Origin of the sequence: Collinsella aerofaciens (assembly GCF_028209885.1) — a bacterium.
Taxonomy (GTDB): Bacteria; Actinomycetota; Coriobacteriia; order Coriobacteriales; family Coriobacteriaceae; genus Collinsella; species Collinsella aerofaciens_BA.
The window spans coordinates 1-14,891 of sequence record NZ_JAQLEM010000040.1 but is presented as its reverse complement, the minus strand read 5'-3'; the positions used below and the strand labels follow the sequence as shown (position 1 = coordinate 14,891).

Sequence of the window (14,891 nt, the reverse complement as noted above, 5' to 3'; positions counted from 1 at the left end):
GAACAAATTGGCATGAAAAGAGGACGGCATAGACCTTCTGGTCATGCCGTCCTCTTTGAATGACAAGTTGTCGCTCTGGCGCCCGCGCAGCGTCGACTGGTCCGCCGTTCGTTAGAACGGCGGAACTGAGGGCAGCGTCGAGCCGTTACGCGGTTTGGTAAAACCGCGTAAATACCTAACTACATCAAGTTGCAAACAGCTGCTGCGAAGGCAACGGGGTCCTCGGGCAGAATGCCCTCGACCAGCAGGGCCTGGTCATAGAGCAAACCGGAGTACTGCTTGATCTTGTCGGCGTCGCCCGCCTTCTGAGCGGCGACGAGCTTGGAAAAGACCGGGTGCTTGGCGTTGAGCTCGAGCACGCGCTGGCTCTTGGGCATACCGTCGGGCGCGCCCTCGGGACCCTTCTGGAGCACCTTCTCCATCTCGAGCGAAAGCGGGCCCTCGGTGGTGATGCACGCGGGAGCATCGGTCAGGCGCGCAGAGACAGCAACCTTCTCGACCTTGTCGCCGAGTGCCTCCTTCATGGCGTTAAAGAGGTCCTCGTTCTCCTTGGTGGCGTCCTCGGCCTCCTTTTTCTCGTCCTCGGTCGCCAGGTCAAGATCACCGGTCGCAACGTTCTTGAGCTCTAGATGACGATCCTCGACCTCGGGCTCGGCACCATCGGCCACGGCCTTTTCGGCAGCCTCGCGGGCGGCATCGTCCTCGTAGATCTTGGGCATATCGGCGGCAACGTACTCACGCATAGCCTGGAAGGTGAACTCATCCACGTCCTGCGTCAGCAGCAGCACGTCATAGCCGCGGTCGAGCACGCCCTTTACCACGGGCATCTTGGCCAAGCGCTCACGCGAGTCGCCGGCGGCGTAGTAGATGGCCTTCTGATCCTCGGGCATGCCCTTGGCATACTCGGCCAGGGTAATCATCTTCTGTTCCTTGGCAGACCAGAACAGCAACAGATCGGCGAGCTCATCGGCCTTCATGCCATAGCTCGAGTAGATGCCGTACTTAAGACCGCGGCCAAAGTTCTCAAAGAACTTCTCGTAGGCCTCGCGGTCGTTGTCACGCATATCCTCAAGGTCGGCGGTGATCTTCTTTTCCACACGCTTGGCGATGGCCTTGAGCTGACGGTTCTGCTGCAGCGTCTCACGCGAGATGTTGAGCGACACATCGGCGGAATCCACGACGCCGCGGACAAAGTTGTAGTAGTCGGGCAGCAGGTCGTCGCACTTCTCCATGATCAGGACGTTGGAGCTGTAGAGTGCCAGACCCTTCTCGTAATCCTTGCTGTACAGATCGAACGGCGCGCGGCCCGGCACAAACAGCAGGGCATCGTACTCGAGCGTGCCCTCGGCATGGAAGCTGATGGTGCGCGCAGGATCGTCAAAGTCGTGGAACGTGGACTTGTAGAACTCGTCGTAGTCCTTCTGCTCGACATCGGAGCTGCGCTTCTTCCAGATCGGTGTCATGGAATTGACGGTCTCGAGCTCCTGGTAGTCCTCGTACTCGGGCTTGTAATCGTCGCCGGCGTCCTCGGGCTTGGGTTTCTGGCGGCTCTTGGACACCATCATCTGAATCGGGTAGCGCACATAGTTGCTGTACTGCTGAATCAGGCTCTTGAGACCCCACTCGGTCAGGAAGCGATCGTAGGTCTCGGCCTCGCCGTCGGCATCGAGCTTCTCGTTCTCGCGCAGCGTCAGGATGACATCGGTACCGTGCTCGGCACGCTCGCCATCCTCGATGGTGTAGCCCTCAAGACCGTCGGACTCCCAAACGTGGGCGGTATCCTCGCCATAAGCGCGGCTGACGACCCTCACGTGGCTGGCAACCATAAAGGCGGAGTAGAAACCCACGCCAAACTGACCGATGATGTCGACATCGGAGCCCTGCTGCTCGGCGTTCTCGGTCTTAAACTCCTCGGAGCCGGAATGGGCGATGGTGCCCAGGTTGCGCTCGAGCTCCTCGGCGGTCATGCCGATACCGTTATCCGAAATAGTGATGGTACGGGCGTCCTTATCAAAGGAGACACGGATGGCCAGGTCGCCCTGGTCGAGTTTGACACTCGGATCCTGAAGGCTCTTAAAGTTGAGCTTGTCGACGGCATCGCTCGCGTTGGAGATAAGCTCGCGCAGGAAGATTTCCTTATTGGTGTAGATGGAGTTGATCATGAGGTCGAGCAGTTTTTTGCTCTCGGTCTTAAATTGACGCATGTGCAGTCCTTTCGCGCTACCCCTGCCCGCAAAAACGGCCCGGTTGCCCGAGCCGCATCGCAGACCTGCTATGTTCAGACTTAGATTTTATAACCTATTAGCGCGCATATATACATACGGAATCGAAAAACTGTATGTTGCAATGCCCCATGCGCCGATTGCCAAGGAGTGTCCCCGACTGCCGGCAGAAAAGGAACGTCCCTATCTGTCGCCCATGCGCTTGGCCATCCAGGCGTGGGGCTGACCTTCGTCTTCGTAGTCCACCGGCGCGATCTGCGTGTAGCCCGCCTTGGTGTAGAGCGGCAGCACGTACTCCTGTGCATGCAACTTTATGAGCTTGGCGCCGGCATCGCGCGCAGCAGCTTCGCTGGCTTCGACAATCTTGCTTGCCAGACCGCGACGGCGCATGGCGGACAGCACGGCGACGCGACCCATAATATAGGTCTCCCCCGCTGCGATGCCTTCGTCCATATCGCACGCCGGCGAAACCGGAGCCTCTGCATCTGCCGCGCGCTCCAGTTCCTCGGGAAACACGCGCGAGCAGCCGGTGAGCTCGCCGTCCACGTACAGCGTCACATGGATGCAAGTCTGCGCCTCATCGATAGCGTCGAATTCGCTCTCGTAGCCTTGCTCGTCCATAAAGACGGCGCGGCGCACCAGCGCCGCGTCATCAAAGCAACCCGTCTTAAGTTGGATATCCATAGCAGCCCCTTCATTCGATGCGAACGTTGGGGAAAAATTTTAGCGGAAATGAGCTCCCACGCTAAACTTCGCGCGTGCTTTTGCTAGGCAATCGTAGTGGCCCACGTTGTGGGCATCGCTCGCGATATAGCTGTACAGGCCTTGCTTAAACAGGCGCTGCGCCGGCTTCTTTTCGTGACCGAATCGTCCACCTGCGATAAAGTCCGCCGAAGCCTGCAGCTTGCAACCCAGGTCGACCAGACGTTCAGCCACGCTCACATCCTTTTGAATCGCACGATAGCGCTCGGGATGGGCAATAATCACCTGGTAACCGCGACACTGCAAGTCGTAGATCGTGTTCTCGTACTCTCTAAACGCATACGCATCGGCATGCGTCGAAAGTTCGAGCAGAAACTCGTTGGTCCCATCGAAATGCAAGTGCTCCGCGGCATCGATACCAAGCTCAACGAGCTTTCGATGGTTGACCTCGAAGCCCATCTGGAGCGGAAAACCGTCAGCGTTATCACGCAGCAGCTCAAAGGCATCCCACATCTTGTCGTAATCAAAATAGGGATCACGGCAGTGAGGAGTGCAAACGATTCTGGTTACACCGGCCCGCTTGGCAGCCTCGAGCATCGCCAAGCTCTCATCGAGATCGGCGGCGCCGTCGTCTACACCCGGCAAGATATGGCAATGAATGTCACGCATAGGTCAGCCTTAATCAACTAAACGTTTGCTCGGTTGGTGAAGATGCCCTTTTTGGAAGTCCCCTGATCGTCGGAGCCCTTCTTCACCTTCTTACCGTCCTTGGTGTAGTAGGAGTAGTAGTACTCGCTGGTCTCGGTCTCGCAGTAGTTCATAACGGTACCGATGAGCTTGACCTTCTCGGACTTCTTAAGCTGACCGATGGCGTTGAGCGCCTCCTCGCGCTTGGTGAAATCCTCACGCACGACAAAAAGCGCACCGTCGGTCAGACTTGCGATCTCGGCAGCATCGATGAAGGTGCCGACCGGGGGAGCATCAAAGATAACGTACTGGAACTTGGCGGACAGTGCCTTTACCAGCTTGGCAAAGCGGTGAGAGACGATGATGTCGGCAGGATTGGGAATATGCGGCTCGGCATCGAGGAAGTAGAAGTTCTTCTGACCCGTCTCGACAATCGCCTGGTCAATAGAAACCTGCTCGGAAAGGACTGCATAGAGTCCGCCGCGGGAGCGGACGCCGAGCATATCGGCAAGGGACCTGCGACGCATATCAGCCTCGACCAGCAGGACGCTCTTGCCGCTGGTGGCGATAGCCTGGGCAAGGTTGATGGAAACCGTAGACTTGCCCTCGTTGGGAATCGAGGACGTAACGGTGATGGTGCGAATGGGGTCGTCCACGCTCGCAAAGCGGATGTTGGCCAGAAGGGTCTTGGCGGCATTCTGTACAACGAGCTTATCGGTGTTCTTTGCCTTAGCCATGCCTATTTACCACCTTTCATAGCCGGAATTCGGCCAACAACGGGAATGCCCAGGAGCTCTTCTGCCTCTTCGGCACCGCGGATGCGGGTGTTGAGCATGTCTGCCAAAACGACATAGGCAACTGCGATAAAGATGCCCGCGAGGAACGCGACAGCAACGTACAGCATACGCTTGGGACCGCTGGGGGCTTCGGGGGTCTTAGCCTCGTCGATAACGTTGATGCTCTGGGCAGCGCCGACGTTCTGAGCGACCGTACTCACCGAGCTGGCCATGGCCTTTGCGACCTTAGCCGTCTCCTTGGCATCGGTGCCGGTAACCGAAAGCGTAATGACACGCGTGGTGGTCTCGGAGGAAACAGACACCTTGTAGTCATCCAGATCGGTGAGGCCCAGTTCATTGGCTGCGCCGCTCTTAACGCTATCGCTATCCAGCAGCGTGGCGATATCGTTGGAAAGCATCTGACTCGCCGAGAGATCGTTGTAGCTCATCTGACCGCTATCGTCGGTCTTGGCGAGAATGTACATGCTCGTCGTCGCGGTATAGGTGTTGTCCATCGCAACGAAGGACACGATGCCCATGGCGATCGCGCAGACCACCGGAAGGGTGATGACCAGCTGAAGGTGCTTCTTCAGCAGCTGGAACAGTTCGAGAAGGGTCATGCAGCTTGTCTTTCATTTCCCCAGTTCGGATTGACAAAACTGTCCGTATGTTATCGCATCTTTTTACCGAGACCAAACTCTATACATAAGAAACAGGCTCTCCTGTAAAAATGTCGGAAGCAATCGTAAAATTGCACAACAACGCCGCACCCGAAAGTCAAATGCGGCGTCTGCATCAATATCTATGTTGTATCGCTATGCGAATGGCTCGTCCTGCCGTATGGGAAACGTCACCGTAATGGTGGTTCCCACGCCCAACTCGCTCGACAAATCGAGCGTGGCGTGATGATACAGGGCCGCATGCTTGACAATTGCAAGCCCCAGACCGGTTCCGCCGCGCGCCTTGGACCTACTCTTGTCCACGCGATAGAACCGCTCAAATACCTTGCCCTGTTCTTCAGGCGCGATACCGATTCCCGTGTCGGCGACCGCAAGGAACGGATGGCCTACGTCGTTGGTGCCGCACTGCAGCGTAACCGTACCGCCGGGTCGATTGTAGCGGATGGCGTTGCTTGCCAGATTATAGATGAGCTCGTCAATCAAGCGCGACACGCCCTCGATGACCACAGGCTTGGTCTCATGACTTATCGTCACATTCGCCTGACGGGCGACCTGTTCAAGACGCTGCTCAACCGCGTAGATGGCACGCGAGAGCTCAATAGGCTCCGTGGAGCCAATGGGCACCGCCTCGCCCTCAGTTGCACGCTCGGCCTCGTCCAAGTTAGACAGCGTAAGGATATCGTTGACAAGCGCTGCCAAGCGGCCCGCCTCACGATAGATGCGACCGCCAAAGTTGCGCAGGTCGCCCTCGCCCTCGACCATGCCGTTTGCGATGAGCTCGGCATAGCCCGAAATCGCCGTAAGCGGCGTCTTGAGCTCATGGGTGATATTCGCCGTGAACTCGCGGCGCATACGGTCGTTGTCCGCCAGCACCGCCATTTGGCGCTTGAGCTCCTGGCGCTGCGACTCAATACGCTCAAGCATGGGGACCATCTCGGCATAGGCGTGCTCATAGCTACGGCGTGGGTGGTCCAAATCCACCTCTTGCAAAGGCGCGATGATGGCACGGGACTCGCGGCGCGCCATAAAAAACGAGAGTACCGCACCCGCTGCTGCGATAAGCAGCATCGGCGCCACCATCGACAGCAAAATCGCCGCAACGCCAGGCTGGGCCTGCGCCAAGCGGACAACCTGGCCGTTATCAAGGGCGACGGCGCGATACAGCATAATCTCGTCGAGCGTAGAGCTTGCGCGCTCCGCGGAACCCGAACCACTCTCAAAGGCCTCGATGACCTCGGGGCGATCGCCATGGTTGGGCAGTGTGGAAGGCGACGCCTCGTTGTCGTAGGCAACCGATCCATCCTTGTTAATCAGCGTGATGCGCAAGTCCTCTCGATCGAGGCTACGCAAGAACGGGATGGGCTCCTGCTGCTCGTCGAGGGCGGCAGCAATGAGCTCGGTTTCTTGCGCCAGGTTGGCACTCGTGGCATCCGCCAAGGTGTTTTGCACAAAGAACGCACCCAGCACCGTAAACGCCACGATAACCGCCATGGCGCAGACAAAGATCGTCACAAAAACGCGGTGCGACAGCGTATGTTTTCCCTGGGGGGCGAAGACCACGGGTTACTCCTCCGATGCGGTGGCCGCGGTGTCGTCACCTTCGGCACCATCACCGGCAGAAGGCTCGGCCAAGCGGTAGCCCACGCCGCGCACGGTCTCGATGGCGCTGGCATGCTCGCCCAGTTTTTGGCGAAGCGTCTGCACGTGCACGTCAACGGTGCGCGAACCGCCGTCGAAGTCCCAGCCCCACACGCTCTGCAGCAACGACTCGCGGGTAAAGACCACGCCGGGCTTGCGCATGAGGTACTCGAGCAGGTCGAACTCGCGCAGGGTGAGCTTAAGCGACTCGCCGGCAACAGTCACCTCACGATGGCTGGGCGAGAGCACAATGTCGCCCACGCTGAGCACATCGCTTGCCTGTTTGACCATGCCGCCGCGACGCAGCAGTGCGCGGCAGCGGCTGGCGAGCTCCATGAGCGAAAACGGCTTAGTCAGGTAATCGTCGGCACCGCCATCGAGCGCCATCACCTTGTCGAGCTCGGTATCCTTGGCGGTAAGCATCATGATGGGCACCGTCGCCGTCAGGCGATCGGCACGCAGTCGACGCATAATCGCCAAGCCATCGGTATCGGGCAGCATGATGTCGAGCAGGACGGCATCGGGTACCCGTCGCGCCACGGCAGCCTTAAACTCACCGTCGCACGAAAAGCCTTCGGCCTCAATCCCCTGCTTGCGCAGCGCATAGACCGTCAAATCCCTGATGTTGTCATCGTCCTCGACGTAATAGATCATGTTGAACCCCTTTGCGGCCGGCATGACCGCATCTTAACCCTAAAGGTACCTTTACTAGATGGTATCAGCCAAAACGCCCCGTCAAATAATCCGCCGTGCGCGGATCGGTCGGATTCTTGAAGAGTTGCGCGGTGGGCGCGTGCTCCACCAGCTCACCCAGCAAAAAGAATGCGACCGAATCGGAGATACGCGCCGCCTGCTGCATATTGTGCGTAACGACCACGAGCGTGCAGGTCTCTTTGAGCTCGCAGGCCAGCTGCTCCACCACCAGCGTCGACACAGGGTCGAGTGCCGAGGTCGGCTCGTCCATCAGCAGAATGTCGGGCTGCACGGCAAGTGCGCGGGCGATGCACAGACGCTGCTGCTGGCCGCCCGAAAGACCCAGACCCGACTCTTTGAGCTTGTCCTTGGCCTCGTCCCACAGGGCGGCGCGTCGCAGGGAGTCTTCGACCAGCTCGGCGAGCACGACGCGATCGCGCACACCCATACCGCGCGGCCCATAGGCGACGTTGTCGTAGATGCTCATGGGAAACGGGTTGGGGCGCTGGAACACCATGCCCACGCGCTGGCGAAGGCGGCAGATGTCGTAGTCGCCCAGGATATCTTGACCATCGAGCGCAATCTTGCCCTCGATTCGGCAGTCCTTGATGCCGTCGTTCATGCGGTTAAAGCAGCGCAGCAACGTGGACTTTCCGCAGCCCGAAGGCCCGATGAACGAGGTAATCTGCTTGTCGCGGATCTTGATATTCACGTCCTTGAGCGCATGGTGGTCGCCATAGAACAGGTCGAGGCCCTCAACATCGATTCGCGTCGGCGAGGCGGCAAGATCCTCTGCCGTGGGGCGAGTCGCATCCCCAACCTCGCGCTCGTGCGCGGCCTCGGCCTGCGCTTTCATGAGTTCTTCAAGCTCCGTGGGCTCCACAGCCGCAGCAGCCGTCATACCGCATACCTCCACATCGATATCAATTCAGCAGTATCGATAGTAGGAATCGCGGCTCATATGCACGTGAGCGCATTGTCAAGTGTTTGTAAGGGCACACTGGCTATGCGGCGGGCAGCTCGATGGTGAATATCGTGTGTTCGGGCGTCGATTCACATGCAACGGTACCGCCGTGCGCGCATACGATCTCCTTGGCGATGGCAAGCCCCAGTCCAGCGCCGCCGCGATTGGTCGCACGCGCCGCATCCAGGCGATAGAACTTCTCAAAGATCACCTTGAGCTTTGCCTCAGGGATGGGATCGCCCTGATTGATAAAGCGCACGCGCACGCCGCCATCGTCTTGGCGCCCGGCCTCAATCGTGATAGTCGAGCCCTCATAGCTATAGGCGACGGCGTTTTTCATGATGTTGTTAAACACGCAGGCCATCTTGTCGCCATCCACGAGCACCGTCAGGTCCTCGCGAATATCAACTTGGACTTCCTTATGCTGCTCGTTGAGGATGGGATAGAACTCGTCAGTCACCTGAGCCAGCAGCAACCCCAGATCAACATAGCCGCGCGTGAGCACGATATCGTGGAAGTCAAAGCGCGTGATATCGAAGAACTCTTCGATGAGCGTATCGAGCCGGTGCGCCTTGTCGAGCGCCACGCCCGTAAAGTGCGCACGTTGCTCAACCGGCAGCTCGGGAGCCTCTTGCAGCAGCGAAAGATAGCCCACCACACTGGCAAGCGGGGTGCGTAGGTCATGTGCCAAGTACGTGACCAGATCGTCCTTGCGATGAGATTCGTCACGCAAGGCCTGTTGCACCTTGCGCTCACGGTCACGCACGCGGTTAAGGGCGCCCTCGACCTCCAAGAAGTCGCCGTCGATGTTGTCCCAGGTGTCGGGGTGATCGATCAGGCGATCTTGAATACGAGCAGCCAGCACACAATCGGCATGCTGCTCGCCCTGCTCGTAGCCCTGGTAGTACAGGGCGCGGCCGCACAAGAACAGCACGCACGCGGCAAGCGCCAGCACAAAGCCAAGCATGTTGAATACAAAGCCGGCATCGAACAGCACCGGCCCTTCGATGCCGCCGAGCGCCATGGCGCCAATCGCCAACGTCATGGCCCACGCGGCGCCGCCAATCACCACGCAGCGGCACACGATCTCAAATCGATCGATCAGCAAAAAGCCAACAAGCAGCACCGCCAAGATTCCAGCGATGTTATCGATGCCAATCAGCAGCAGGCTCAGCAAAAAGAGCAGCACCGTTGCAAGTGCGCGGTTGTCGACGACTGACCTCACGTATTCAAAGAGTCGATCGGGCACCTCGAACGCTTGCCTATCGTCTTTTGTCATATCAAGATCCTCACAAGCGAAAAGCGTTATTCGATGATGTAGCCGACGCCCCAGACGTTTTTGATAAAGCGCGGCTTTTGTGCGTCGTCGCCGATCTTTTCGCGCAAGTGGCGAATGTGCACCATCACCGTATTGTTGGAGCCGGGCATAAAGTCCTCGTTCCATACCGCGCGGAACAGGTCCTCCACGGCCACCACACTGCCGCGATGCTCGACCAGATACAGCAAGATTGAATACTCGGTGGGTGTGAGGCGTACCGGTGCACCGTCCACCGTCACGGAACGAGCGTCGCGGTTGATCTCCAAGCCGTCGAGCTGAATGGTCGGCGACTCGGCCGCCTGTGCACGGCTACCGTAGCTGGTGTAGCGGCGAAGCTGAGCGTGCACGCGCGCGATGAGCTCCAGCGGGCGGAACGGCTTGACCACGTAATCGTCCGCGCCAAGCGAAAGGCCCTCGATCTTGTCTTGCTGGGCATCGCGCGCCGTCAGCATGATCACGGGATAGGTATGGCTGGAACGGATCGTACGCAGCAGCTCAAAGCCATCGATATCGGGCAGCATGACATCCAGCAGCGCCAGATCGAACTCCTGCTCCAAGATTGCCTTGGCAGCATCAGCCCCGCTATAGGCAATCTGGACGTCAAAGCCTTCTTTTGTAAGGTAGATGCCAACTAGGTCGGCAATGGCCTTCTCGTCATCAACTACCAAAATGCGCTCGTTCATGCGTGCTCCTCTCGCGCTCCATTATGCCTGAGGCGACGCACGCCACACACAACAAGCGTGGGTGATTAAGTCGGCCTTAAGCACCCTTGTGCCCGTTCGGGTGCGGATGTGGGCCACGCGCGCACGCGATGATCGCCGACGCCGGCAAACGATATACTCTAGTTCCAGAAGAGACCATCCCGTCGAAAGCGAAATCCGTGAAGTCCCTCACCTCTTTTGCAAAGCGCTCAGCCCAGCTTGCCGCCGGCTTTGTCTGCGCTATCGCCCTTGCCGCTGGCGCGCCCACCGTCGCCGGCGCCCAAGTGCTCACGACCGACAATGTTTGCGGCAAAACCGCCGATGCGCGCGGCATCACGGCCGAAAACCTGCCCGATATCGATGCGACCAATGCCCTCGTCATGGGCAAAGACGGCACCGTCTACTATGGGCGCGGCGCCGATGAGCAGGTCAAGATCGCCTCGATCACCAAGGTCATGACCGCAATCCTAACCGTCGAGAATTGCGAGATGGACGAGAAAGTCACGGTGAGCAACGCCGCAGCCACCGTGGGTAATTCGACCGCCGGCTTGCTCGAAGGCGACGAGCTTACCGTGGAGCAGGCACTGCGCGGCCTGATGATTCCCTCGGGCAACGACGCCGCCATCGTGCTCGCCGAATATGTGGGCAAGAAGATCGACCCTAAGACCAAAGACGCCGAGGCCACATTTGTGAAGGCCATGAACGAGCGCGCTAAGAAGCTCGGCTGTACCGGTACGCTTTTTGAAAACCCGCATGGTCTGGACTTTGATGAGTGGGCTGGCGATATGCACTCAACCGCACATGACGTAGCGCTGATGATGCAGGAGGCCATGAAAAACGACACGATCCGCGAGGTCGTAGCGAGCGAGGATTCCTGGATCGCGGTCACGGGCGCCGACGGCACCGACCATTCGCATTCCATGGACACGCATAACTATTTGCTGGGCCAAGATGGCAACATCGGCGGCAAGACCGGCACCACCGACGACGCGGGCTATTGCTTTACGAGCGCCTACAACCGCGACGGCGACGAGATCTACACCGTCGTTTTGAACTCCACCACCACCGACCAGCGCTTTACCGATACCGCAACCCTTGCCAATTGGTACTACGGTCACAAGGCGGCGGTCGCAATCGCCAACACGCAGGAAAAGACTGCCAACGGCAACCCGCTTATGGCGCGCATTAGTCAAACCGACTGGACGGATAAGACGATCGACGCCACGCTCGCCGATCCTACGGCGCAAGCGACCGTGTTTTCCCTTGCCGGCGAGGTGACCGAAAAGGTTAGCTACGACGATCTTTCGGGCACGGTGCATGTGGGCGACAAGGTGGGCAGCGTTACGCTCAAGCAGGACGGCACCAAGATCGCCGTCATGGACCTGGTTGCTGACGAGGAAGGCGCAGGGCCGAATCCCATTGAGTGGCTCCTTGTGAAGCTCGACCGCCTGGGCCGCCGCATCGACAACCGCCCACTTGCGGCAGAGAGCGAGACCGTAGCCAAGGCACCCGAGGTGTAAGATCGAAGAACAATACACTCGCTGAAAGGAGGCGTCCAACGGGGCGCCTCCTTTTTTGAGGATTCGAATCCCCAGCCGCCATTCTTGATAACAAAAAAGGGCCCCAAATGGGACCCTTCTTTCAATTCATACTGGCGGAGAGCTGGGGATTCGAACCCCAGATGCCCTTTTGGGGCATACTCGCTTAGCAGGCGAGCACCTTCGGCCTCTCGGTCAGCTCTCCGTAACAGCCGTTCTATAGTAACCAAACAGTCGAAGATGGGCAAGTGGGATTTTCAAATTGCCCAGCAGCCTCTCCTCCTTGCAAGCTTCGCCTACCCCAGCGAGCGGTTGAGGGAGCCGAGCTCATCATTGCCCATGGTGCGCCACATTTGATAGATGCAGCCGCGCGCCAAGAAAAAGAAGCCGTTATCGACGAGTTGCACGGCGGCATCTGCGAGTTGATTGGTCACGGCGGGCACCGGCGGCAGCTCAAGACCTGCCTTGCGGATGGTCTCGACAGCCTCCTCAAACGTGGGCGGTTTGATGACGCCCATCTCGTTCATAAGGCCCTGCATTTCCTCCTGCGCACTGCCGCCCGACTCCTCGCCGCGCGGCACCAGGCGATAACATGCCAGCGCCAGCTCGAGCTGGTCGCAGTTCCAGTAGGCGAATGCCAGGCGATAGAACAGGTAACCGATCGAAGGCCGGTCGCTGGCAATGCGCAGGCCGTGACGCGCTACCTCGATAATCTCGTCATAACGCTCCAGGCGTGCTAGCACGTTAATCAGGGCAAAGTGAGACTGCATGGACGAGCGCGCCAAGTCGTAGAGACGGCGCACCTCGGGCAGCGCACGCTCAAAGTCCTCTTGTTCGACGTAAAAGCTGCAAATCTCGTGCTGGGCAAAATACAGCGCATCGGGAGCGCGAAGGATACGCACGGAACGGTCCTCCTCCATCACCGGCAGCACCATGCGCACCAGCTGGTTGTCGCAGAACTGGGTCTGCACTGGGCCCGTCGCCAAAAGCTCAGCAACAGTACACTTGGCTTCCAGCTCCTCGACAAGGCGAGAAAAGCCCTCGAAAGCACCGGCTCGGTCAACTTTGGATTGCTCGCGCAGCTCGACGACACGGGCGACATACGGATCGTTGTCCTCCTCCATGACCTCAAGCTCGTCAGCCGTATCAGCGAGCAGCAGATCGCGAAGCGCAGGCGGCAATGGACGATGGTCATCGCGTGGTCGGGCGTGAACCTCTGCAGGCTCAATCATGTCCGGCGCATCTGCCTCATATGCCTCGAGCAAATGCTTGCAGGGCATGTCGTCCATATCCATGCTCTCAAGATCCTTGGCGACAGAAACGCAATCGGCCAGATAAGCCGCACGGCCAAAGGAGTACGTTTTAACAACGCGCTCGCCCTGCTCGCCGTCGGGAGCCGCAATCTGCACGTAGCAGCGCGTGATGCGAGCACCCGAAGCAAAGCAAGCCGCCGCGAGTGTAAGCGCAATACGCGCATCGTGCTCGGTGGCCCATGCTGCGCGCTTAGGCTCATCTACCTCGCGCCAGGCGTCATCTTGAGCATCGTATTCGCGCCGCGGCATAGCATCGACAACCGTGCGGCCAAATCGCACCAGCATGATGCCCTCGGCGACGTTCGCTCGATAGGTGTAATCGAGCCGCGTGATCACGTTGAGCGCTTCTACGATACGTGCAAAGCGGGTGCGAACGTCCCACTCTCCACCCGGCTGGCACGCAACCGTCCCCGGCTTGGCCCACGGGTTGTCATTCGACAGCGTTTCGAGCAAGCGAGGAACGTCGTTTGTCGTCTTGCTGATATGCCATAGGTCGAAGAGCGAGCAGCCCTCAAAGCTTGGCGACGAGGCAACGGGGCCCAACCCTGCTCCAATACGCTCAAGGATGCCCGATAGGCGGTTCAGGCGGCACTCGACGGCAAGCAGGGTATCGATCTCGTCCTGGTCCAGCGGGCTACGGTCAAAATTGAGATAGAAGAGCCTCGAGCGATCGATGCGCGCCAGGCTCATTTCGGTTTTAGCCGCTATGGTGCGCAGGCGTGGCAGATTAACTTCGCCCATCAAAGCGGCGGCATAGCGCTCAATGCCACTTGGATTATCTGTATGGTCAATGCGGTAGAGCAACGTTTCAATTGCATCGGGCAGCGGCGTGGAATCAAAACCCAGCAGTACCTCAACCGGCTCGGGGAGTTTTACAAGTTTGATCTTGTCGACGGCATTTTTCATGCCCTCGTCGAGGCCGTCACCGTTTGCCGTGCTTGAGATGGAGTTTTCAGAATCGGCGAATATCACGTAACGCAAGAACATCGAGGCCATGAACTCGCCGTAGCGAAGGCTGCGCGTCGAATTCCACGTCTCGCGATCGGATTGTTCGCGCATGGTTCCTTCGGGAGAGCCGATGACTCGCGCCCGGGAGCGCATCGTCCCATCGGCACCCCTGACCGCAATCTCACCGATGTTGGAATCGGACTCGTCGAGAATCAGTTGCATGTCGGGATCGTCGGGCAGCGACATCTCGTTAACGGGACGGTCCACCTTATAGACCTCACCCGAAACGCTCACGTAGCCCAAAAGCGACACATGGCTTTTGCCGACGAATTCGACGACATAGCATGATTCATGCGGGTCCTCGCCAAAGAGCTTCCAAACCACGCCATACGAGCGTCCCGCAGGCTGCTCGGGCATGGCCGGAAAGCGCTTTTTGGGATCGAGAAACCTGAGCTTGTATGTCGGACGCTCTGCCACGAAATATCACCCTGATCGGCCGTCTAAAGAAAGAGCGCGCCACGGGCTCACCGAGGCGCATACTCGAAATCTTACACGAGTCGATGAGAAATAGTCCCCTTTGACCGAGGTTCGAATCCATGCGGTGTTTACGTAAAAGAAAAGCCCCCGTCGCCGGTGAACTGCACCCCAAAACTTGGACGGCTTAAATAAGAACTACGCCGCAAGGGACTGTCTCCGGAACTCCTCCGGGGT

The 14,891-nt window shown here is 58.7% G+C and carries 12 protein-coding genes and 1 tRNA gene; 1 reads left to right on the top strand and 12 read right to left on the bottom strand.

The features are described 5' to 3' along the window. Positions 1-179: 179 nt before the first annotated feature. The 10 genes from htpG to PMX21_RS08915 all read right to left on the bottom strand — a co-directional run bounded on the left by htpG (position 180) and on the right by PMX21_RS08915 (position 10,363). A complete protein-coding gene (gene htpG / locus PMX21_RS08960; RefSeq protein WP_271759180.1) occupies positions 180-2,204 on the bottom strand; it encodes a molecular chaperone HtpG in 2,025 nt (674 codons plus the stop codon). 201 nt (positions 2,205-2,405) lie between these two features. Next, complete coding sequence (locus PMX21_RS08955; RefSeq protein WP_271759179.1) at positions 2,406-2,906, bottom strand: GNAT family N-acetyltransferase; 501 nt, start codon at positions 2,904-2,906, stop codon at positions 2,406-2,408. Between the two features lie 39 nt (positions 2,907-2,945). Continuing rightward, positions 2,946-3,593 (bottom strand): tyrosine-protein phosphatase, encoded by a 648-nt coding sequence (locus PMX21_RS08950; RefSeq protein ID WP_271759178.1) that lies wholly within the window; start codon positions 3,591-3,593, stop codon positions 2,946-2,948. A 17-nt stretch (positions 3,594-3,610) separates the two neighbouring features. After that, positions 3,611-4,348: a CpsD/CapB family tyrosine-protein kinase gene (locus PMX21_RS08945; protein WP_035136836.1), complete on the bottom strand. Its 738-nt coding sequence runs from the start codon at positions 4,346-4,348 to the stop codon at positions 3,611-3,613. A gap of 2 nt (positions 4,349-4,350) precedes the next feature. After that, positions 4,351-5,007, bottom strand: a complete 657-nt coding sequence (locus tag PMX21_RS08940; protein WP_022094058.1) for a YveK family protein — start codon at positions 5,005-5,007, stop codon at positions 4,351-4,353. A 195-nt stretch (positions 5,008-5,202) separates the two neighbouring features. Next, positions 5,203-6,627, bottom strand: a complete 1,425-nt coding sequence (locus PMX21_RS08935) for a sensor histidine kinase (RefSeq protein WP_271759177.1) — start codon at positions 6,625-6,627, stop codon at positions 5,203-5,205. A 3-nt stretch (positions 6,628-6,630) separates the two neighbouring features. Continuing rightward, positions 6,631-7,359: a response regulator transcription factor gene (locus tag PMX21_RS08930; protein ID WP_050766101.1), complete on the bottom strand. Its 729-nt coding sequence runs from the start codon at positions 7,357-7,359 to the stop codon at positions 6,631-6,633. A gap of 64 nt (positions 7,360-7,423) precedes the next feature. Further along, positions 7,424-8,299 carry a phosphate ABC transporter ATP-binding protein PstB gene (gene pstB / locus PMX21_RS08925; protein WP_271759176.1) on the bottom strand — a complete coding sequence of 292 codons (876 nt, stop codon included), beginning with the start codon at positions 8,297-8,299 and terminating at the stop codon, positions 7,424-7,426. 103 nt (positions 8,300-8,402) lie between these two features. Further along, a complete protein-coding gene (locus PMX21_RS08920) occupies positions 8,403-9,641 on the bottom strand; it encodes a sensor histidine kinase (RefSeq protein ID WP_271759175.1) in 1,239 nt (412 codons plus the stop codon). Between the two features lie 26 nt (positions 9,642-9,667). Next, the gene (locus PMX21_RS08915) at positions 9,668-10,363 is read right to left on the bottom strand and encodes a response regulator transcription factor (protein ID WP_250786886.1); all 696 of its coding nucleotides are present in this window, start codon (positions 10,361-10,363) and stop codon (positions 9,668-9,670) included. A 197-nt stretch (positions 10,364-10,560) separates the two neighbouring features. Here PMX21_RS08915 and PMX21_RS08910 point away from each other — a divergent pair, with 197 nt between their 5' ends. After that, positions 10,561-11,901, top strand: coding sequence for a D-alanyl-D-alanine carboxypeptidase family protein (locus PMX21_RS08910; protein WP_271759174.1), 1,341 nt, complete (start codon positions 10,561-10,563; stop codon positions 11,899-11,901). 132 nt (positions 11,902-12,033) lie between these two features. Here the strand turns inward: PMX21_RS08910 and PMX21_RS08905 are convergent. Beyond that, positions 12,034-12,124: transfer RNA gene (locus PMX21_RS08905), tRNA-Ser, on the bottom strand. Between the two features lie 91 nt (positions 12,125-12,215). Further along, entirely contained in the window at positions 12,216-14,657 is a 2,442-nt protein-coding gene (locus tag PMX21_RS08900) for a tetratricopeptide repeat protein (protein WP_271759173.1), read from the bottom strand. Positions 14,658-14,891: the final 234 nt, after the last annotated feature.

What these genes read in the sequence shown, in the direction of transcription:
- PMX21_RS08920 (WP_271759175.1), bottom strand. Translation starts at nt 9,641, where the DNA reads ATGACAAAAGACGATAGGCAAGCGTTCGAGGTGCCCGATCGACTCTTT.
- PMX21_RS08950 (WP_271759178.1), bottom strand. Translation starts at nt 3,593, where the DNA reads ATGCGTGACATTCATTGCCATATCTTGCCGGGTGTAGACGACGGCGCC.
- PMX21_RS08945 (WP_035136836.1), bottom strand. Translation starts at nt 4,348, where the DNA reads ATGGCTAAGGCAAAGAACACCGATAAGCTCGTTGTACAGAATGCCGCC.
- PMX21_RS08930 (WP_050766101.1), bottom strand. Translation starts at nt 7,359, where the DNA reads ATGATCTATTACGTCGAGGACGATGACAACATCAGGGATTTGACGGTC.
- pstB (WP_271759176.1), bottom strand. Translation starts at nt 8,299, where the DNA reads ATGACGGCTGCTGCGGCTGTGGAGCCCACGGAGCTTGAAGAACTCATG.
- PMX21_RS08940 (WP_022094058.1), bottom strand. Translation starts at nt 5,007, where the DNA reads ATGACCCTTCTCGAACTGTTCCAGCTGCTGAAGAAGCACCTTCAGCTG.
- PMX21_RS08955 (WP_271759179.1), bottom strand. Translation starts at nt 2,906, where the DNA reads ATGGATATCCAACTTAAGACGGGTTGCTTTGATGACGCGGCGCTGGTG.
- PMX21_RS08915 (WP_250786886.1), bottom strand. Translation starts at nt 10,363, where the DNA reads ATGAACGAGCGCATTTTGGTAGTTGATGACGAGAAGGCCATTGCCGAC.
- htpG (WP_271759180.1), bottom strand. Translation starts at nt 2,204, where the DNA reads ATGCGTCAATTTAAGACCGAGAGCAAAAAACTGCTCGACCTCATGATC.